The sequence below is a fragment of the Micromonospora antibiotica genome, from assembly GCF_017599305.1.
In the GTDB taxonomy this organism is placed as follows: Bacteria; Actinomycetota; Actinomycetes; order Mycobacteriales; family Micromonosporaceae; genus Micromonospora; species Micromonospora antibiotica.
On sequence record NZ_JAGFWR010000032.1, the window covers coordinates 39,502 to 59,088 of the forward strand.

A 19,587-nucleotide genomic window follows, 5' to 3' on the forward strand; every position below is an offset into this window, starting at 1 on the left:
CCGGCCGGCGGCGGGTCGGCCGTTTGCCGACCCGCCGGGGTCACCGCAGCGCCACCACGGCGTCGGTGCCCCCCTGGTGACGCAGCACGGTCTCCGGTGCCGGATCGTGGCGCAGCAGCGTGTGCCGGACGAGGTCGGTGCCGGCGGCGAGATCGTCGAAGACCGCGATGTCCACGCTGACGGCGTGGGTGACGTAGCCACCGGAGGCGTCCCGGCGCATGCTGCTGCCGGTCTGCTCGGCGTGGCCCAGGCCCCGGTCGCGCAGCGCCCGGTCGAGGTCGCGGGTCACCGTGCTGGCGTACCCGCGTGGATCGGGCCGTCCGCCGACCTCCAGGTGCAGGTCCAGCCGGTAGCGGCGGGCCACCCGCAGCGCACTCGGGCCGAACCACCGGGCCACGAGGGAACCCTGCGCCGCGCCGGTGACCGTTTCGAGGATCCAGCAGACCTCGGCAGGGTCCGTGGGTCCGTCGAGCCCGCGCAGGATCACCGGATGACCGACGCCGGCTGCGGCGAGCGACCGGCCGGTCTGCCCGGCCAGGCTCAGGTCACGGTCGGCGACGGCACGCGCCGGCAGGTCACCGAGAGCGTCCCGCGCCGGCCCGGGCACGGCATCGGAGACGGTACGCCCGGCGGCGGCGAGCAGCTCCCGCCAGGCGTCGAACGGGAACTCCGACTCCGGGCCGCGCAGGCTGTAGAGCGTGAAGTCGCCGCTCTGGTCCTCGTCCTGGTCGACGGTCCAGTTCCCGGCGTCGTCGCGCTGCCACGTGACGCCCCTGCCGCGCCCGTCGCACCGGTACAGCCAGGAGCGGGCCGTCGGCCAGTAGGCGGCGTCGGCGGGGCCGGTCCCGAAGGCGGCAGCCAACAGCGGGGTGACCGCGTCGAGGTCGTCGTGCTCGCCGAGCAGCACGAACCGGCTGACCAACGCCAGCAGTGGGCCGGGGTGCGGCAGGTCCGGGTCCCGCAACGCGACGGCCCGGGCGATCAGGTCCAGTTCGTCCCAGCGCAGGGCGTGCGGGAAGGGGTGCGCGTCGTCGTCCCAGCCGAGTTGCAGCGGCTCGGTCACGCCGGGCGGGCACACCCCGAGGTTGACCATGCCGAGCTCGATGTCGATCTCCAGGACGAGGGTGTGACCGCCGCCGACGTCGGCCGTCAGCGTCCACCCGGGATGGTCCTCCCAGCGCTCGTCGTCAGCACCGTCGTCGCCGTCGGAGCGCTCGTAGGCCGACCAGAACGACGGGTCTTTCAGCAGGTCACGTAGGTCTGCGGCGAGAGGCACGCCGGGCATCGTACCCAGGCACCCCGACCTGTCCCGGGCCCCGTCGGTGTCGCCCGTCTCCCCCGGGCGTCGGTGAATTGGGCGGCAGGGGTGATCTTCGCCGGCCATACTGGCGGGCATGAAGCTTGCCGAGGCCCTGGCGTTGCGCGCGGATGCGGCACGCCGCGCCGAACAACTCCGGGCCCGCATCGTGGCCAGCGCCCGGTTCCAGGAGGGTGAGACGCCGGCGGAGGACGCGACGGCGCTGCTGACCGAGGCCGGCGTGGTGCTTGGAGAGCTGGAGACGCTGATCCGGCGGATCAACCGCACCAACGCCGCCACCGTGCTCGACGGCGGCACGCTCACCGACGCCCTGGCCCGCCGCGACGTGCTCCGGTTGCGGCACAGCGTGGTCACCGCCGCCGCGGACGCCGCTGCCGGCGAGGGCCAGCGGGGGTTCCGGCAGTTGCGGTCGGAGCTGAGGATGATCCCGGCGCTGCCGGTGGCGCAGCTGCGCGGCCAGGCCGACTACCTCGCCCGGCAGCTCCGCGAGGTCGACACGCTGATCCAGCGGAGCAACTGGGAGGTCGACCTGCTGGACTGACGGGTTGCGGAGCAGGTAGCCGACGTGGAGGCGTGCACGAACCCGAGAGCCGGCGGGTATTCCGGCTCACGCTGGTGCGCCGAGGGCAGGCGCGGGGGTTCGATTCCCCGGCACACACCGCACGCCCAGCACAGCACACAGGTGACGGCGCACAGGGTACGGCACACCACCGGGTGCAGATCCACGACGGCGAGGGTGGGACGGGGGACCTCCGCAACCCGTACCGGCCGCCCCGGCGGGGCTCGTCGGGGGGCTAGGTGCGGGCGGCCGAGACGTGGTGGCGACCGATCGGCAGCATCAACGGCCGGCCGGAGACCGGATCGACGATGACCCGACTGTCCAGGCCGAAGACGGCCCGGACGCACTCCTCGGTCAGCACCTCGGTCGGCGGCCCCGCCGCGTACAGGCCACCGTCGGCCAGCGCGATGAGGTGGCCGGCGTAGCGGGCGGCCATGTTCAGGTCGTGCAGCACCATCACGATCGTGGTGCCGCGTGTGGCGTTGAGGTCGGTGAGCAGGTCGAGCACCTCGACCTGGTGGCTGACGTCGAGGAAGGTGGTCGGCTCGTCGAGCAGCAGCAGTTCGGTCTGTTGGGCCAGCGCCATCGCGATCCACACCCGTTGCCGCTGCCCGCCGGAGAGTTCGTCGACCGACCGGTCGGCCAGGTCGGCGGTGTGGGTGGCGTCGAGGGCGGCGGCCACCGCACGGTCGTCGTCCCCGCTCCAGCGCGACAGCAGTCGCTGGTGCGGGTTGCGGCCCCGACCGACCAGGTCGGCCACGGTGATGCCCTCCGGGGCGATCGGTGACTGGGGCAGCAGGCCGAGGGTGCGGGCCAGCTCCTTGGCCGGCGTCCGGTGCACCTGCCGGCCGTCGAGCAGGACGTGACCGGCGCGCGGGGCGAGCAGCCGCGACATCGACCGCAGCAGCGTCGACTTCCCGCAGGCGTTGGCGCCGACGATCGCGGTGATCCGGCCGGGCGGGACGAGCAGGTCGAGCGATTCGATGACGACGCGGTCGCCGTAGCCGACGGTCAGTTTCTCCGTCGTCAGGGCGTGGTCGGTGGTCACAGCGAGCCTCCGGCGCGGTTCGTGCGGACGAGCAGGTAGATGAGGTACGGGGCACCGAGCACGCCGGTGATCACCCCCACCGGGAAGCGGATGTCGAAGGCGAACTGGCCGAGGAAGTCGGCGACCAGTACCAGCAGCGCGCCGACGAGGGCGGACGGCACCAGCGGTGAGCCGCCGGCGCCGACCAGCCGGGCGGCGATCGGCCCGGCCAGGAAGGCCGCGAACGCGATCGGTCCGGTGGCCGAGGTGGCGAACGCGATCAGGCCGACGGCCGCGACGATCGAGACCAGCCGGGTACGTTCCAGCCGGGTGCCGAGCGCCGCGGCGGTGTCGTCGCCGAGTTGCAGCATGGTCAGGTTCCGGGCCTGGCTCAGCAGCACCGGGCCGAACACGGCCAGCGCGGCCAGCACCGGAACCGTCTCGTCCCAGGTGGAGCCGTTGAGGCTGCCGTTGAGCCAGCGGGTCGCCGCCTGCAGGTCCCACTGGCCGGCCTGGTTGAGGACGTACGAGGTGGCGCTGTTGAGCATGGCGGCGATGCCGATGCCGATCAGCACCAGCCGGGTGCCGGCCACCCCGTCGGTGAACGACAGCAGGTAGATGAGCACGGCGACGCCGAGCGCGGCGACGATGGCGAAGATCGAGACGCCGGTCTCGCCGAGGCCGAGCACGATGATGCCGAAGGCCGCCGCGGCGCTCGCCGCCGAGCTGATGCCGATGATGTCGGGGCTGGCCAGCGGGTTGCGCAACATGGTCTGAAAGGTGACGCCGCCCATGCCGAAGCAGAGCCCGGTCGCCAGGGCCAGGACGGTGCGGGGCAGCCGAAGTTCACCGACGGTGAACGACGCGCCGGGCACGGTCTCGCCGAGGATCACCCGCAGCACGTCGCCGGGCGGGTAGAACGTCTGCCCGACCATCAGCGAGACGACGACCAGCGCGGCCACCGCCGCCGAGAGTGCGGTCAGCACGGCACGGCGTCGTCGGCTGCGCCGGACCCGACCGCGGGTGACGGCCCTCAGGGTCGTGGTGCTCACAGTTCGCGTACCTTCTGCCGGCGGACGATGTAGATGAAGAAGGGGGCGCCGATCAGGGCGGTGATGATCCCGGCCTCGATCTCGTCGGGGCGGTTCACCACCCGTCCGGCGACGTCCGCGACGGTCAGCAGCACCGCGCCGACCAGGGTCGCGAACGGCAGCAGCCAACGGTGGTCGAGTCCGACGAGCAGCCGGCACAGGTGCGGGACGATCAGGCCGACGAAGGCGATCGGTCCGGCGACCGCGGTGGCCGCGCCGCAGAGCACCACCGCACCGGCGGCGGCGATCCCGCGGACCAGGGCGACGCGTTCGCCCAGGCCGGCGGCGAGGTCGTCGCCGAGCGCGAGGGAGTTGAGTGCCCGGGCGCACAGCAGGCAGACGGCCAGCCCGGCGGCCAGGAACGGCAGGACCTGGCCGATGCTGTCCCAGCTGGCCCCGCCGACGCCGCCGACCTGCCAGGACTGGAAGTTCTCGGCGATGTCGCCACGCGGCAGCACGACCGCGACCACCAGCGAGGCGAGGGCGGCGGAGGTGGCCGCCCCGGCCAGGGCGATCTTGAGAGGGGTGGCGCCGCCGCGACCGAGCGAGCCGACCGCGTAGACGAACAGCGCGGACACCGCCGCTCCGGCGATGGCGACCCAGATGTACATGGTGGCGGTGTACAGGCCGACGGTGGTCATGGCGACGGCGATGGCGAGCATCGCGCCCATGTTCACCCCGAGGATGCCCGGGTCGGCGAGCGGGTTGCGGGTGACGCCCTGCATCACGGCCCCGGACAGGGCCAGTGCGGCGCCGACCAGGGCCGCGAGCACCGTCCGGGGCAGGCGTTTGACCACGGCCGCCTGGTCGAGGGTGTCCTGGGTGCCGCCGAGTGCGGCGGTGATGTCGGCCCAGCCGACGATCCGGGAACCGAAGGCGACCGACGCGATCAGGGCCAGGGCCAGCGCGGCGAGGACGATCAGGAGCCAGGTCAGGCGGGTCCGGGCCGGACGTCGCAGCAGGGCGACGTCCGGCCCGGAGGTGGTTGCACCGGTCATCAGAGCTTGTCGGCGGCTTTGCCGAGCAGGTCGACGTAGTCCTTGAGGACGAACGAGACGCCCAGGGGTGTCGGGTTGGCGGCGGTGGCGACGGGGGTGCTGCCGGGCAGCGAGACGAAGGAGCCGCGCTTGATCGCGGGGATCTTGGACAGCAGCGGGTCCTTCTGGAGGGTGGCCAGGGTGGTGCCGTCGGCGTCGCCGTAGGTCACGATGATGTCGACGTCGCTGAGGTTCTGCACCTGCTCGGCGCTCTGGGTGAGGCTGAATTCCTTGGTCGCGGCGGAGGCCTTCGCGATGCTCTGCGGGTGCGTCATGCCGAGGTCGGTGAAGAACTGGGCCCGGGTGTCGTTCGTGGTGTAGAAGCTGATCTTGCTGAGGTCGGTCGGGTCGAGGTGGGTCAGGAACATCACCGACCGGCCCGCCAGCTTCGGGTAGCGGGCGGCCTCGTCCTTCATCTGCTTCTCGATCTTCGCGATCAGCGCGTCACCCTCGGTGGCCAGGCCGAGGGCCTTGCTCTCCAGCTTGATGCTGTCGCGCCACGAGGTGGCCCAGGGCGCCTGCGGGTACGCGACGACCGGCGCGATCTTCGTCAGGGTGTCGTAGTCCTGTTTGGTCAGGCCGGAGTACGCGGCCAGGATGACGTCCGGCCTGGTGTTCGCCACCGCCTCGAAGTCGATGCCGTCGGTCTCGTCGAACAGCACCGGGGTCGACGCGCCGAGTTCCTTGAGTCGCGCGGCGTCCCAGGGCAGCAGCCCGTCGCCGTCCTCGTCGCCGAAGTTGGCCTTGGCGTAGCCGACCGGGACGACGCCCAGGGCGAGGGGGACCTCGTGGTTGGCCCAGTTGACGGTGGCGACCCGCTCCGGCTTCTTGTCGATCGTGGTGGTGCCCAGCGCGTGGGTGACGGTGAGCGGGAAGGTCGCCGTCGCGGGCCCGGACGCGGCGGGCTTCCCGTCGGGGTCGGACGACCCGCCGCAGGCGGCGAGGGCGAGCGTGGTGGCGACCGCGACGATTCCGGTGAGCAACCGGGAGGGGCGCATACGGAGTACTCCAACTCACATAGTAAGGACAGGCTTACCTAATACTTGATCGGTAAAGTACTCCACGTTCCTGAGCCGTTGACCAGGGGGTATGAGGCAGTGAGCAAGATCAGTGCTGGCACCGTCATCCTGCGTAGGGCGGTCGCCCGCAACGGGCGACGCCTCTGGAGCGGAACGGCACTGGCCGGCGTCTACCAGCTCTGCGCGGCCCTGGTGCCGATCCTCATCGGCGTCATCGTCGACCGGGGCGTCGCCACCGGCGACCTGACCGCGCTGCTCGTCTGGATCGCCGTCCTGGCGGCGGTCTACCTGGTGCTGGCGGTGACCTACCGCTTCGGCGCGCGACGCCTGCAACGGGCCATCGCCGAGGAGGGTCACCAACTGCGGGTCGAGTTGGCGGCGCGGATCCTGCACCCACGCGTGCTCCGGGCCGAACGGCACACCGGCGACCTGCTCGCGGTCACCACCACCGACGCCGAGTACACCTCCTACCTGCTCGACCACATCCCCCGGATCACCAGCGCCCTGGTGGCGGTCACGGTCAGCGCGGTCGCGCTGCTGCTGATCTCGCCACCGCTCGGACTGACCGTGCTGGTCGCCATCCCGGTCGTGCTGGCGGTCCTCAACCGCACCGCGCCGCTGATCGCCCGACGTGTCAAGGAGCAACAGGATCAGGCCGGCCGGGCCACCGCGCTCGCCACCGACCTGGTGACCGGGCTGCGGGCGTTGCGCGGCATCGGCGCGCAGGACGCCGCCGTCGAGCGGTACCACCGGGTGAGCCGCCACGCCCTGGCGGCCACGCTGCGCGCCTCCCGGACCCAGAACGCCTACCTGGGCGCGTCCACGATGCTGAGCGCCCTGCTGTCCGGAGGCATCGCGCTCATGGCGGGCTGGTTCGCGCTCACCGGCCGCATCACGGTCGGCCAGTTCATCACGGTGATCGGCTCCGCGCAGTTCCTCGTCGAACCGTTCGGCGTGCTCGCGGTCGTACCCGGTTGGACCGCTGCCGCCCGCGCGGCGGCGGAGCGGGTCGCCGCCGTCGTCGGGGCCGACGTGGTCCTGCCGCCGGGTGCCGCCGCGCCCCGCAGCGGCGGCCACGAGCTGCGCCTGACCGACGTGACGTACGGCCCGCTCGCCGGGCTGCGCCTGCACGTGCGCGGCGGGGAGTTCGTCGGTGTGGTGGCCCGCCGACCGGCGGACGCCGAGGCGCTGGCGCGGCTGCTGGCGGTGCCCGACGGTCACACGGGTGACGTCCTGCTCGGCGGCGAACGGCTCGAGGCCGTGGACCGGGGCCGGGCGCGGCAGGTGCTGCACAGCGAACCGCACCGCACCGACCTGTTCACCGGCACCCTCGCCTCGAACATCGCCCTGCGCGACGACGGAGGGCGGCACGACGACGACGGACGGCACGACGACGGACGGCTCGACGAGGCCCTGCGCGCCGCTGCCGTCGCCGAGGTGGCGCACCTGCACCCGGAGGGCCTACGCATGCCGGTCACCGAACGCGGCGCGAACCTCTCCGGCGGCCAGCGGCAACGTGTCGCGCTCGCCCGCGCGTTGCTCGCCGCGCCGCCGCTGCTGGTCCTGCACGACCCGACCACCGCCGTCGACGCGGTCACCGAACGGGCCGTCGCCGACGGCATCCGCGCCCTGCGGCACGGTTCGGATGCCGGCTACGGCACCGTCGTCATCACCACCAGCCCGACGCTGCTGGCCGCCACCGACCGGGTGGTGTTCATCGGGGACGGCGCCGTCGCCGCCGAGGGTACGCACGCCGAACTCGTCGGCCACGACGACAGCTACCGCCGGACGGTGCTGCGGTGACCCACCCGATCCTGCCCGTGGCCGGCCCGCGCGAGAGCAGGGCGTGGCTCGGTGCGCAACTACGGGCCCGCCCGGGCGGCACCGGCGGCACCCTGGTCGTCGGGCTGTTCGCCGCCGCCACGGCGATCGTCCCCGCCTACGCCCTGGGCCTGCTGGTCGACCGGGTCCGGGCCGGTGGCGGCACCGACGCGCTCGTGCCGGTCGCCGTGGTCATCGTGGCCGCGGCGGTCGTCGGCGGCGTGGCCACCGGCGTCAGCGCCCACCTGATCCGCCGGTTGGGTGCGGGGATCCTCGCCGACCTGCGTGAACGTGCCCTGGACACCGCGCTGCGCCTGCCGGCGGCGGTGCTCGACCGGGCGGGCCGGGGCGACCTGGTCTCGCGGGTCGGTGCGGACGTCAGCGCCATCGACCGGGCCGTCACCGAGGTTCTGCCCACCCTGATCTCGGCCCTGCTGCTGGCGGCGATCAGCCTCGGCACGATGATCGGCATCGACTGGCGGCTGGGGCTGGCCGGCGCGGTCGCCGTCCCGCTCCATGTGCTCGGCCTGCGGTGGTACCTCCCCCGGGCCGCGCCGGCCTACGCGGCGGAGCGGGTCGCCATCGCGCAGCGGTCGCAGCAGTTCGTCGAGAGTGTGCAGGGCATCCGTACGGTGCACGCCTACCGGCTGGAGGACCGGCACCTCGCCGGCATCACGGCGGTCTCGGCCCGCGCGCGGGACATCTCGACGAGCGTGTTCGCCCTCTACACCCGTTTCGTGGGCCGCATCCACGGGGCGGAGCTGGCCGGGCTCGGCGCGGTGCTGGCGGTGGGATTCCTGCTCGTCCGCCGGGACGCCGTCACCCTCGGCGAGGTCTCCGCGGCCGCGCTGCTGCTGCACCGCCTGTTCGGCCCGGTGCTGCACCTGATGGTCACCTTCGACAAGGCCCAGGATGCGGGGGCGAGCCTGGCCCGTCTCGTCGGTGTGCTCGGCACGGACCCCGAAGGCCGTGGCGGCGGCACCGCGCCGACGGCGCACGACCTCGTCCTGACCGGCGTCGGCTTCAGCTACGACGGGACCACGCCGGTGCTGCGCGACGTCTCCCTGCGGGTCGGGTCGGGCCAGGTCGTCGCGCTGGTCGGGTCCACCGGCGCCGGGAAGACCACGGTCGCGTCGATCGCCGCCGGGGCCCTGCGCCCCGGGCACGGCACGGCCACCCTGGGCGGCGTACCCGTCAATGAGCTGCCCGCCCGGACGGTCGCCCTGGTCAGTCAGGAGACCCACGTGTTCGCCGGGCCCCTCGATGAGGACCTGCGGTTGGCCCGCCCGCACGCCACGCCGGAGGAACTCACCGCGGCCCTGGCCCGCGTCGGTGCCCTGACCTGGGTGCTCGCCCTCCCCGAGGGCCTGGGCACCGTGGTCGGTGAGGGCGGCCACCCGCTGACTCCGGCGCAGGCGCAGCAGTTGGCGCTGGCCCGGGTGGTGCTGCTCGACCCCGCGGTGGTGGTGCTGGACGAGGCGACCGCCGAGGCGGGCAGCGCAGGTGCGCGCGACCTCGAACAGGCCGCCGCCGCGGCGTTGGCGGGACGCACCGCCCTGGTCGTCGCCCACCGCCTCACCCAGGCCGTGGCCGCGGACCACATCATCGTCATGGACCATGGCGAGATCGTCGAGAGTGGTCCGCACGCCGACCTGGTCGGTGCGGGGGCAAGCTACGCCCGGCTGTGGGCGGCGTGGACCGCCCGGGCCGCCGACGGTCCCGGGCCGCCCCGCACCGACGCCGCTGCGGGGCCCGTGGTGGGCAGCGGCGACCCGCCGGTGCCGCAGCGGCGGCAGGTGCGGAGGGACGGGCCGCCGCTGACCGCTCAGCGGGAGTAGAACTCCACCACGAGCTGCTCGTCGCAGACCACCGGCACCTCGTGCCGGGCGGGCTCGCGCAGCAGCGTGGCGCGCAGCCCGGTGAGCTCCACCGACAGGTACGGGCGGGGTAGGTCGTCGGCGTGCGCGCCGGTGGCGGCGAGCTGGAACGGTGGCAGGGCGCGGCTGCGCTCGCGTACCGCGACCACCTGGCCGGGCCGCAGCCGGTACGAGGGCCGGTCGACCTTGTGCCCGTCGACGGTGAAGTGACCGTGTCCGACGAGTTGGCGTGCCTGGTAGATGCTGCGGGCCAGCCCGGCCCGGAGCACCACCGCGTCGAGTCGCCGTTCCAGGAGGGCGACCAGCGACTCACCGGTCTTCCCGGCGCCCCGGGCGGCCTCGTCGAACGTCCGGCGCAGTTGGGCCTCGCTGACGTTGTACTGGTGGCGCAGCCGCTGCTTCTCCAGCAGCCGGACCTGGTAGTCGGAGGTCTTGCGCCGGTTGCGGCCGTGCACACCCGGCGGGTAGGGACGTCGCTCGAAGTACCGCACGCACTTGCGGGTGAGCGGGATGCCGAGCGCGCGGGAGAGCCGGGCCTTGGGGCGGGGGTGGTTCACGTTCGACGTCTCCGATCGAATGGTCTAGCCTGCAACTTAGGTAAGGCTAACCTACATTGAGGAGTCAGGGATCATGCGACCCAGCCCGGCGGAGATCGTGCGTACCCTCGTCGCGGGCGAGCTGCCGGCCCTCGCCCAGCTGGCCGGCAGCACCGGCCCGCACCAGGTCAGGCACGCCACCGACCCGGCCGGCCGGGTGCTGCTGCTGGTGCCGGCGCCCGGCGACCTCGCCACGGCGCTCACGCCGCCCGCCGGGGACACCGCCGTCGCCACCGTCCTCGACGTGCTCGACCTGCCGCCCACCGCCGGTGCCCCCTCGCTCGGCCGGGCCTGGGTCTCCGGCTGGGCCGAGCGCCTCGACGGCGACGCGGCCCGGCAGGCCGCGATGGACTTCGCCGCCATCCGGCCCACCGGCGACCTGCTCGACGTGGGCAGCAGGTTCCAGCTGCACCGGTTCGAGGTGACCGAGGCCCGCTGGGAACGCGCCGGCGCAACGCGCCCGATCGACCCGCAGGCGTACGCACAGGCCGAGCCCGACCCGTTGCACGCGGCCGAGGCGGGGTTGCTGGCCGACCTCGCCGACCACCACGCCGAGCAGGTCGCGGCCCACCTGCGCCGGCAGTTGAAGCTCACCGGTGCCGAGTCGCCACGGGTGGTCCGGATCGACCGGTACGGCCTGCTGGTCGCGTACGGCCAGCCCGGCGCGGCCCGACGGGCGAGGGTGAGCTTCGCGCGACCCGTCGCCGACGTCGCCGAGCTGTCCCGGCTGCTGCACCCGATGCTCTGCCCCCGGCAGGCAGCCGCCTGATCCGGGCGACCGGGCATCCCTGATGCAGACCCCGTCGCGGTAGGACGTCCTGGTCGACGACGGTACAACCGCATCCGGCGGGCGGCGGCCGTCGCGATGGATCGGCGGATCCCGGGTTTCACCGGCCGCCGGTTGCGGGTAGCGGTTTGACCGTGAACCGCGATCTCGTGACGGCGTTGCAGGCCGCCTGGGGCCTGCCGGAGTTCCGCGACGGGGTACGCCACGTCATCGACCTCGACGAGGTGGCGCTGCTGCTGGCCACGCTCTCCGTCGCGGACCATGACCGCGAGGTGGAGCGCAGCCTGCTGCGGCTGCTGCGGTCCAGTCTGGACACGACCGAGATCCGGGAAGCGGTGTTGCTGCTGCTGGAACGCGACGAGGTACGCCGACCGCTCCTCGCGGCGGTGGTCCGACCGAATGCCGACCGACCGGGTCAGGCTGCCGCCATCACCTCGGCGGCCGAGGACCCCAGGGTGCGGCGTGAGGTACGGGCGGTGCTGGACGACGCCAGGGTGCGCGAGCTGGTCTGGCAGGCGGTCGAGAACCAGGTGGACGCCGACCGGGTCGGCCTGGCCCGCCGCGTCGCCGTGCTGTTCATCCGGCACCCGAGCGTTCCACGCCTCGCCTGGGCCCTGCGCCGCCACGGCGTACTACGCGAACTACGCCGCACCGGCACGCCGGGCGACGGCACCGCGACCTGAGGAGGTGCCCCTACACTGCGGCCATGTTCGAGTATCACGGGTGGATCACCCTCCGCTCGACAGCCGAGGCGGTCGACGACGACCCACCCCTGCGCCTCGACGAGATCCAGGACCTGCTCGACGGCCTCACCGGCCACGGGCTGGTCGACCTACGCCCGGTCAACGGCGCGTACCACGTCCATCTCGGCGGGTTCCCCAACCACCGGGGCACGTTCGGTGCCGACATCCTCGACCTGTTCACCAGGATCGGTCAGCTCGCCCCCGGGTCCTACGGGCTGCTGTACGTCCACGACGACGAGGACCCCGGGCACGAACTGGCCTTCCGGGTCTTCCGGCTGGCGCGCGCAACGGTCACCGAACACGCCGACCGTCTGCTGTCCCCGGTGATCCCCACCCTCGAAGACGAGGACCTCGGCTGACCATGGTGAGGCCCGCCCGCACCATGTGACACCGCCCGTCCACCCGTAGCCGTACGTCAGCACGGCGGGGAACACCGGGCAACGGGGAGCGGCCCGGGTGGCGGTGCGCGATGATGGGGCGTCCGGCCGGAGGATGTTGATGGAGAAACCGACACTGTTCCTGACCGTGGGCCTGCCCTGCACCGGGAAGACCACGGCCGCCCGGCGCATCGAGATCGAACGCAAAGCACTTCGGCTGACCAAGGACGAGTGGGTGAAGGCTCTCTACGGACCCGGGAATCCACCCCTGGCGGGAGCCGTGATCGAGGGAAGGCTCATCCAGATCGCGCTGCGCGCCCTCGAACTCAGCACCAACGTCGTGCTCGACTACGGCCTGTGGGACCGCAACGAGCGCTCCGCCCTGCGCCATGCGGCGCTTGACGTCGGCGCGACGGTGGAACTGCACTACTTCGCTCTCAGCCCGTCCGAGCAGCGGAAACGACGTGACCAACGCCAGGCCGACGCACCGCACACGACGTGGCCCATGTCCGACGGGGAACTCGTCGAGTGGGCCGCCCGCTTCGACGTCCCCACGCCGGGCGAGCTCGACGGCGGCGAACCCATCGACGACCCCCCGGCGGGCTTCCCGACCTGGTACGAGTGGCGCACCCACCGCTGGCCGCCCTCGGTTCACTGACCCCCGCCGACCGGCCGTGCCGCAAGTACCCGAGCGGGTCGAAAGCCCACTGAGATCCGTCAATGTTGCCAGAGTGCATCCAGACGTGTTGGAATAGCTCATATCGCCGCAGCGCGGGGGCAACCGCACTGAGAACGGCCAGCACGGGAGCAGCACGGCATCGACAGCGCGCCGCCTCGACGGACGCTCGCACACCGCCTCGACGGGCCATCGCCGTGCTGACGGGCACCCTGCCGGGTGGGCACTCCCGCCCGCCACACGTATCCGCCGCCACGCGCCCCGACGGTCGACACGCTCGACGCCTGCCCGGGGTCGCCTGACGGGCCTGCCAGCGCACCACAACCGGCGACGAGGTGAGAAGCGATGAGTTCCCCAGAGAGTTCCGCGTGGTACCGGCACCGCCTGGTGTGGGTGGCGGTGATCCTGCTGGTGGTGTCGGTCGGCACTGTCGTGTTGGCCAACCGGAGCAGCACGGGGGCGCAGCCGGCGGATCTGCAGGCGCAGATCGTGGCCCGGATGCGTACCACGCTCGAAAAGGCGGATCCGGGGCAGCACCAGCATGCCGGGCACGACGCCCAGCAGGGTGCCACCACGGAGAAGCCGCCGGTGATCTGCGGGGTCCGCGTCTACGGCTTCGAACCGGCCGGGGCCACCACGTTCACCGACGTCCAGAAGATCTACGGCTTCCATCTGTGCGGCATCGCCGAGCAGAAGCGCCCCTGGGACGTGGCGGTCAAGCTGGCCGGCCCACTGATCATGGACATGTCCACCGATCCGCCGGGAATCCAGGTCGTCGAGGCGACCGCGGAGGTCAGGTTCGTCGACCGGCTCCGGGAGATGTTCCCGCCCGCGTACGCGACGATCGCGCAGCAGGAGGCGCTGGGTGCCTCGGAGATGGCCGACCTGCGCCGGAGGTACGACGCCGCAGCGAAGCTGTGACCCGTCCGGCCGACAGGCCGGCACGCCCCGCCACGTGGTGACCGCGCCCGACGGCCGACCCGGGGTCACCGTGCCGGGTGGCCGACGCACGGTTGCCGCCCCCGGTGGCCGGCCCGACACCACGCCGTCCGGCCGCCCGACCCGGACCTGCGGTGACCTCGGGTCCACGGTCCGGCCGCCCGCCGGCGATCCGGCGATCTCGGACAGCTCGCTCCACATCCGACAGCTCGATCCAATCCGACTAAATATCGATCAACATTGATATTTTGCGGCATGGGTGCAACAGTGGATTCGGGAGCATTCACCACTCGATGTCCCGTACCGACGAATGGAGGATGAACAGTGCGTTCACACCAGTCCGACCGATCCGGCGGACGCCCCCGGTCAACCGTCCGCCGGTCCCTCCAGGCGCTCGCCCTGATGTTCGCCATGGTGGTCGGCACCCTGCCCCTGACCAGCCCCGCCCAGGCGCACGGGACGATCATCAACCCGGCGACCCGGGCGTACCAGTGCTGGCAGACCTGGGGCAGCCAGCACACCAACCCGGCCATGCAGCAGCAGGACCCGATGTGCTGGCAGGCGTGGCAGGCCAACCCGGACACCATGTGGAACTGGATGAGCGCGTTGCGCGACGGCCTGGCCGGCCAGTACCAGCCCAGCACCCCGGACGGGCAGCTGTGCAGCAACGCCCTGTCCCGGAACAACTCGCTGAACACGCCCGGGGCATGGAAGGCGACCACCGTCAGCCGCAACCTCACCGTCCAGATGTACGACCAGGCCAGCCACGGTGCTGACTTCTTCCGGGTCTACGTCACCAAGCAGGGGTTCAACCCGGCCACCCAGCGGGTCGGGTGGGGCAACCTGGACCTGATCACCACGACCGGGCGGTACGCGCCGGCACAGAACATCTCGTTCAACGTCTCGATCCCGTCGTCGCGCTCCGGAAGCCACGTCCTGTTCTTCATCTGGAAGGCGTCGCACGCGGACCAGACCTACATGTGGTGCAGCGACGTCAAGATCGCCTGATCGGCGACGCGGTACTCCCGGCCCAGGACGTCACCGTCCTGGGCCGGAGCCCGTCTCGGGGTCGTCCGGCGGCACCGCGTGACGCTGGTGGTGGCGGCGGGCCGCCGTCAACCGACGCTTCCCGACACGCGGCCGACCGCCACGGCGGGGAACCGGCCCGGCCGGCGGGACTCCGCCTCAGGTGAGCGAACAGGGCGTCCCGTTGAGGGTGAACGAGGACGGGCTGCCGGTGCCACCGGTGTGCTCGGCCACGAACCCGATGGCGATCGAGCCCCCCGGCCCGAGGATGACGTGGTCGTCGAGCCCACGGGCCGTGACGGTGCCGCTGGACGGCGAGTACACCGCGTTCCAGTCGGTGGTGATGCGTTGCCCGGCCGGCAGCGGGAACGTCAGCCTCCAGGAGGTGATCGCGCTGGCACCGGTGTTGGTGATGGTGATGCTGCTCGTCAGGAAGGTGTCCCAGGTGTAGACCGAGTACCGCACGGTGCACGCCGCCCCGCTGGGCGGCGGACTGCCCGGCACCGCCGTACTGGGCGGCGGACTGCCCGGCACCGCCGTGCCGGGTGGTGGGGTCATGCTGGCGGGCACGGCGGTCGGGACGCTGACGCCACCCAGGGCGGTGGCCAGCGTCAGGGTCGCCGCAGCGGCACCGAGATGACTGCTCCTCAGTCTCATGGCGGCTGTTCCTCCCGGGGGTCGGCGCAGGGCGGCGCGGCTGCACACGGGGCGTGAGCCGCCCCGATGACCGCCCGGCGCGCACCTCGCGAGCCCAACATTAATTCACCACTGTCGATTGTCAAAGGCGTCGCGCCGACCCCGCCGTCGACGGGCCGGACACCCTCAGGGGGCGGGCCACGGGATCGATCGCGGCATTGAGACGGGCGGTCGACCCTCCGAACGCATCGATGACTGTCTCTTTTGCCGGTCCTCGCGCCATCTGACGGCAGGCCCCGGGACGGTATTTCCCGGCGCATGGCCGACTCCTCAACTACGTCATCGCGCCGACACGACATCGAAACATGTCGTGATCGACGTCCCCCGCCGATGGGAGAAAACCTGTCATGGGCAAGGTAGGAAAGCGCGTCCGCCGCTCCACGCTGGCCGTACTCACGGGTGCGGCGCTGGCCGGGCTGCTGGCGGTCACCGCAGCCGCCGCGGCACCCGGCGAGGCACCGCAGGGCAAGGCCGCCGCGGCGGCCCGCACCGACGTCTACATGAAGGACGTCGCCGCCGACACCGGCGTCCAGCCGCACTCGTACGGCCCGTTGTGGGCCAGCCCCGACATCAAGGTCTGCCCGACCGCCGTGGAGTGTGCCGTCAGCCAGAACCCGATCGTCGGGGTCACCAACTATCTCTTCCTGAAGGTGCGCAACAACGGACCGTACGGCTCGGGCATCGACAACGGGGTGCTGCGGGTCTACCGGACGACCCCGGGCGGCGGCGCCACCTGGCCGACGCACTGGACCCAGATCGGCGCGGTCAGCGTGCCCGTCTACCCCGGCGTCACCACGGTCACGATCCCGTGGACCGGGGTGCCCGGCCCGGGTCACTTCTGCCTGTTGGCGCGCTGGGTGTCACCCACCGACCCGATGACCTTCGAGGGTCCGAGCACGAGCGTCAACACCCAGCACAACAACAACATCGTCTGGCGCAACGTCGACTCGGTCCGGCTCGTCGCTGGCGGACCGCGGGTCGTGCGGCCGTTCGCCATCGGCAACGTGACCACCGCGGAGACCAAGAACGACCTGGTCTTCACCCAGCCGGCGGAGCAGGCCCGGGGCGCCCGGGTCTTCGTCGACCTCGGCCCGACCCTGTTCGAGCGGTGGCAGTCCACCGGAAAGGTCGGCACGGGCATCCGCCAGGTCGGCAAGACCGAATTGGAGATCGTCGAACCGACGAAGGCCAGCATCAGCGGGCTGGTGTTGAAGCCCGGTGAGCGCCTCGAGTTCTCGTTGGCCTTCTCGGCCGAGACCGCCCTGGCCAAGGAGACCGCGCTCAACGTGACCCAGTTCGGGCCGGACGCCGACGGCACCGCCCGCGCCGACCTCGGCGGGGTGCAGTACCTGCTGGCGGACGGGCAGCGGGGATAACCCGGATCGTCGCCACCTGCGACGGTGGGGCGTGGGCCATCCGGCCCACGCCCCACCGTCGTCGGTCGGGGTCGGACACCGGACGCGCGGCACCGCCCGCGCCGCCCTCCGGGGAGCAGAGCGCCGGTCAGCGCAGACAGACCCAGGCGGTGGACAGGGCATACCCGACGGTACGCGCGCACAACTGGACCGGACCCGGCGGTGGGACGCCCAACGAGAAGAAGCCCATCGCGTCCACCGACGCCTCGTCGTAGGTGCCGGTGGCCGTGCGGGCGCTCACCCGTCCGCCACCGGACGGGGAGAGCTGCCCGACGATCCCGGCGTCACTCACCTCGATCTCCACCAGCACCGACCCGCTGCGGAAGGAGAGCGTCCGCGCGGACGCGGCAGACCGGGTCATGCCCACCAGTTCGGCGTCGACCGCCGAGTCGAAGGTCAGCTCGGCGACGGCCAGCTCCGCGTCAGCGGTACGCCAGGTGAACGCGGCCAACGCCGCGCTCAGGTAGGCCTCCGAGACCGGCCCCGTGTCCCACAGCGCCGCGCCCAGCTCCGTCGTCAGCGCGTCGTCATCGACCGGCGGCCACGGCTCCATCCGGCTCACCCCCGTTCGTACCGATGGCGGACGCTCCGAGAAACTCGACGATCGCCGGACATTTCCGCAGCCTACGCAGACAGCGGGCCTGGGTGGGTCCGATACTGCCGATCGGAATGCCGAGCCGCTCGGCGACCTCCCGGTAGCTCATCGGCGGGTCGGTCGTCAGCAGTGCCAACAGTGCCTGGCAGCGCGGCGGGAGCTGCACGAAACCCTCGCGCAACGCCTGCCGCCGCTCCGCGCGCAGCAGCTCGTCGTCCGGGGCGGGCGCCATCGCCGCCAGCTCCCGGGAGAGCCCGTGATAGGTCTGCAACGACTGGTCGTACGGGTCGACGGGCTGGGCCCGACGGCTGAGGCGGGACAACCGGTAGCACTCGCGCCGGGCCGTGGTGGCCAGCCAGCCCGGCAACGCCTCGGGTTCGCGTACCCGGCCGAGCTGCTCCACCAGGCGGAGCCAGACGGTCTGGTTGACATCCGCCGCGTCGGCCCGGCTGAGGTCGTACGCCCGGATGACCGAGTAGACGACCGGGGTGTACCGGCGGACCAGTTCGGCCCAGGCCGACTCGTCCCCACCGGCGGCGGCGGACAACAGGCTGGTCGCGCTGGCACCGGTCACCGGGCCACCGCCCGGGGCGTCACACGGCTCATCCGACGAGCACCCCGTAGTCGGGGTGCCACCGGGGGGCGGCGAGCAGGGTCGTACGCGCCTGGTCCGCGCTGAGGCCCCCGGCGGTCATCAGGGCGGCGAGCCGCCCGGAGACGTGTGCGGTGGCGAACGAGGTGCCGGCCCAGACGGCGAACCCGTGGAACTGGCGTACCGGCCGCCCGGGTAGCGGCAGCTGCCCCTCGACGTAGGTGCTGTGGCGCTCGCCGAGGGCGCAGGCGTCCACCCAGGGGCCGAAGCAGCTGTCGACCGCCGGCACCAGACCGCCGGACGTCTGGGCGACCGCCGCGACCGCCAGCACCCGGTCCAGGGCGGCAGGCCAGAGCGGACGACTGGTGCCCGCGTTGCCGGCCGCCGCGACCACGGCGCTCGTCGTCGGCAGCGCGGCCAACGCGTTGGCCAGTGGCAGCGACGGCTGGTCGTCCAGGGTGTAGCCACCCAGGGAGAGGTTGAACACGGACACCTGCGGCGCGAGCCGGCTCAGGGCGGCCACCACGCTCGCCTCGTCCCCCACCCCGGTCGGGTCCAGGGCCTGCTCCGGGTCGACGCGTACCCCCGGCGCGGCCTGCCGGACCACCCCCGCGACGAAGGTGCCGTGCCCGCCCTGCGGAGCGAGCACGTCGGTGTGGACGTAGAGCGGATCCTCGTCGTCGGGCTGCGGCAGGTACGTGCCGCCGAGCCACTGCGGGTGACACGCGCCGGCCAGCTGCCAGATCCCGGTGTCGCAGATCCCGACGGTGACGCCTGCCCCCTCACCGAGCCGGGTCGGGTCGGGCGGCGGCAGCGCCGCCGCCGGGCGGGGCGGCGTGCCCGGGTTGCCCATGATGTTGCCCAGGCCGAGCAGCACGTGATGCGGCTGCACCGCCGGCACCGGTTGACCGGGCCACTGCTGGGGGTCGCGTAGTTTCCCCACGACGCCGGGGATGTCGGTCTCCCGGTCGAACAACAGCCGGGTGACACCGGCGAAGCCGGTGCCGACGGTCACCGGATAGTCGTGGGCACGCAACCAGGTGGTGACCCGTTTGGCGTCGGCGGCGGCGGCGAGCAGTTGCCGGGGCCGGTAGAGGATCTCCCGCCCCGGCACGGTGTACCGACGCACATTCTGGTCGGCGGCCAGCGCCGCTTCGAACGCCTTCTGGTAGGCGTTGGCGTCCGCGTCGCCAGCGACCGCCGGGGCGGGGCGCGGCACGACGCCGAGCGGTGCCGCCACGGCCAGCGCGGACAGCGCCAGGACCCGCCGTCGGGACAGCCGGCCGGCCGGACCCGGCACGGTGGGGTGGTCGGACGGCGGCACGGATCCTCCATGCTCGTGAGAGAAGCGCGCCCACCGATGGTGGACGCGGCGAATTCCCCGACCGCCAATTAT

Annotated in this window: 20 protein-coding genes; 10 read left to right on the top strand and 10 right to left on the bottom strand. The window is 72.7% G+C overall.

The genetic code is table 11. The annotated features are described in order from the left end of the window. Positions 1–40: 40 nt before the first annotated feature. The gene (locus tag JQN83_RS30060) at positions 41–1,276 is read right to left on the bottom strand and encodes a hypothetical protein (RefSeq protein ID WP_208570523.1); all 1,236 of its coding nucleotides are present in this window, start codon (positions 1,274–1,276) and stop codon (positions 41–43) included. 118 nt (positions 1,277–1,394) lie between these two features. On the opposite strand from JQN83_RS30060, the gene JQN83_RS30065 reads away from it, so the two are divergent. Next, positions 1,395–1,859 (top strand): DIP1984 family protein, encoded by a 465-nt coding sequence (locus JQN83_RS30065; RefSeq protein ID WP_208570524.1) that lies wholly within the window; start codon positions 1,395–1,397, stop codon positions 1,857–1,859. Positions 1,860–2,112: 253 nt separating this feature from the next. On the opposite strand, the gene JQN83_RS30070 is transcribed toward JQN83_RS30065, so the two are convergent. Genes JQN83_RS30070 through JQN83_RS30085 form a run of 4 tightly spaced genes read right to left on the bottom strand, consistent with a single transcriptional unit; the run spans position 2,113 to position 6,030 of the window. Then, complete coding sequence (locus JQN83_RS30070; RefSeq protein ID WP_208570525.1) at positions 2,113–2,925, bottom strand: ABC transporter ATP-binding protein; 813 nt, start codon at positions 2,923–2,925, stop codon at positions 2,113–2,115. Then, positions 2,922–3,956: a FecCD family ABC transporter permease gene (locus tag JQN83_RS30075; protein WP_208570526.1), complete on the bottom strand. Its 1,035-nt coding sequence runs from the start codon at positions 3,954–3,956 to the stop codon at positions 2,922–2,924. The genes JQN83_RS30070 and JQN83_RS30075 overlap by 4 nt, the downstream gene beginning before the upstream one ends. Beyond that, positions 3,953–4,993, bottom strand: coding sequence for a FecCD family ABC transporter permease (locus JQN83_RS30080; RefSeq protein WP_208570527.1), 1,041 nt, complete (start codon positions 4,991–4,993; stop codon positions 3,953–3,955). The genes JQN83_RS30075 and JQN83_RS30080 overlap by 4 nt, the downstream gene beginning before the upstream one ends. Continuing rightward, positions 4,993–6,030 (bottom strand): iron-siderophore ABC transporter substrate-binding protein, encoded by a 1,038-nt coding sequence (locus JQN83_RS30085; protein WP_208570528.1) that lies wholly within the window; start codon positions 6,028–6,030, stop codon positions 4,993–4,995. Before JQN83_RS30085 ends, JQN83_RS30080 begins: the two co-directional genes overlap by 1 nt. A 99-nt stretch (positions 6,031–6,129) precedes the next feature. On the opposite strand from JQN83_RS30085, the gene JQN83_RS30090 reads away from it, so the two are divergent. Together JQN83_RS30090 and JQN83_RS30095 are read left to right on the top strand one after the other, a co-directional pair. Continuing rightward, entirely contained in the window at positions 6,130–7,854 is a 1,725-nt protein-coding gene (locus tag JQN83_RS30090; RefSeq protein ID WP_307799903.1) for an ABC transporter transmembrane domain-containing protein, read from the top strand. Beyond that, positions 7,851–9,710 carry an ABC transporter ATP-binding protein gene (locus JQN83_RS30095; RefSeq protein ID WP_208570529.1) on the top strand — a complete coding sequence of 620 codons (1,860 nt, stop codon included), beginning with the start codon at positions 7,851–7,853 and terminating at the stop codon, positions 9,708–9,710. Before JQN83_RS30090 ends, JQN83_RS30095 begins: the two co-directional genes overlap by 4 nt. On the opposite strand, the gene rpsD is transcribed toward JQN83_RS30095, so the two are convergent. After that, complete coding sequence (gene rpsD / locus JQN83_RS30100; RefSeq protein WP_208570530.1) at positions 9,698–10,306, bottom strand: 30S ribosomal protein S4; 609 nt, start codon at positions 10,304–10,306, stop codon at positions 9,698–9,700. The two genes, JQN83_RS30095 and rpsD, sit on opposite strands and share 13 nt — an antisense overlap. A gap of 73 nt (positions 10,307–10,379) precedes the next feature. Between rpsD and JQN83_RS30105 the strand changes: the two genes are divergently transcribed. From JQN83_RS30105 to JQN83_RS30130, 6 genes are all read left to right on the top strand, one after another. Then, a complete protein-coding gene (locus tag JQN83_RS30105) occupies positions 10,380–11,114 on the top strand; it encodes a DUF2470 domain-containing protein (RefSeq protein WP_208570531.1) in 735 nt (244 codons plus the stop codon). 152 nt (positions 11,115–11,266) lie between these two features. Beyond that, positions 11,267–11,815, top strand: a complete 549-nt coding sequence (locus JQN83_RS30110) for a hypothetical protein (protein WP_208570532.1) — start codon at positions 11,267–11,269, stop codon at positions 11,813–11,815. A 23-nt stretch (positions 11,816–11,838) separates the two neighbouring features. Beyond that, a complete protein-coding gene (locus JQN83_RS30115; RefSeq protein WP_208570533.1) occupies positions 11,839–12,234 on the top strand; it encodes an Imm7 family immunity protein in 396 nt (131 codons plus the stop codon). 97 nt (positions 12,235–12,331) lie between these two features. Next, positions 12,332–12,910 (top strand): P-loop nucleotide/nucleoside kinase family protein, encoded by a 579-nt coding sequence (locus tag JQN83_RS30120; protein WP_307799906.1) that lies wholly within the window; start codon positions 12,332–12,334, stop codon positions 12,908–12,910. Positions 12,911–13,273: 363 nt separating this feature from the next. After that, positions 13,274–13,849, top strand: coding sequence for a hypothetical protein (locus JQN83_RS30125; protein WP_208570534.1), 576 nt, complete (start codon positions 13,274–13,276; stop codon positions 13,847–13,849). A gap of 342 nt (positions 13,850–14,191) precedes the next feature. Continuing rightward, a complete protein-coding gene (locus JQN83_RS30130) occupies positions 14,192–14,875 on the top strand; it encodes a lytic polysaccharide monooxygenase auxiliary activity family 9 protein (protein ID WP_208570535.1) in 684 nt (227 codons plus the stop codon). 177 nt (positions 14,876–15,052) lie between these two features. Here JQN83_RS30130 and JQN83_RS30135 read toward each other — a convergent pair whose 3' ends face one another. Then, positions 15,053–15,550, bottom strand: coding sequence for a cellulose binding domain-containing protein (locus JQN83_RS30135; protein ID WP_208570536.1), 498 nt, complete (start codon positions 15,548–15,550; stop codon positions 15,053–15,055). A 386-nt stretch (positions 15,551–15,936) separates the two neighbouring features. Here JQN83_RS30135 and JQN83_RS30140 point away from each other — a divergent pair, with 386 nt between their 5' ends. Next, positions 15,937–16,965, top strand: a complete 1,029-nt coding sequence (locus tag JQN83_RS30140) for a hypothetical protein (protein ID WP_208570537.1) — start codon at positions 15,937–15,939, stop codon at positions 16,963–16,965. Between the two features lie 127 nt (positions 16,966–17,092). On the opposite strand, the gene JQN83_RS30145 is transcribed toward JQN83_RS30140, so the two are convergent. The 3 genes from JQN83_RS30145 to JQN83_RS30155 are packed head-to-tail and all read right to left on the bottom strand — an operon-like array spanning position 17,093 to position 19,515. After that, positions 17,093–17,557, bottom strand: coding sequence for a hypothetical protein (locus JQN83_RS30145; RefSeq protein ID WP_208570538.1), 465 nt, complete (start codon positions 17,555–17,557; stop codon positions 17,093–17,095). After that, the gene (locus JQN83_RS30150; protein ID WP_208570539.1) at positions 17,532–18,173 is read right to left on the bottom strand and encodes an RNA polymerase sigma factor; all 642 of its coding nucleotides are present in this window, start codon (positions 18,171–18,173) and stop codon (positions 17,532–17,534) included. The genes JQN83_RS30145 and JQN83_RS30150 overlap by 26 nt, the downstream gene beginning before the upstream one ends. A gap of 28 nt (positions 18,174–18,201) precedes the next feature. Further along, positions 18,202–19,515, bottom strand: a complete 1,314-nt coding sequence (locus tag JQN83_RS30155) for a S8 family serine peptidase (RefSeq protein ID WP_307799907.1) — start codon at positions 19,513–19,515, stop codon at positions 18,202–18,204. Between the last annotated feature and the right edge of the window lie 72 nt (positions 19,516–19,587).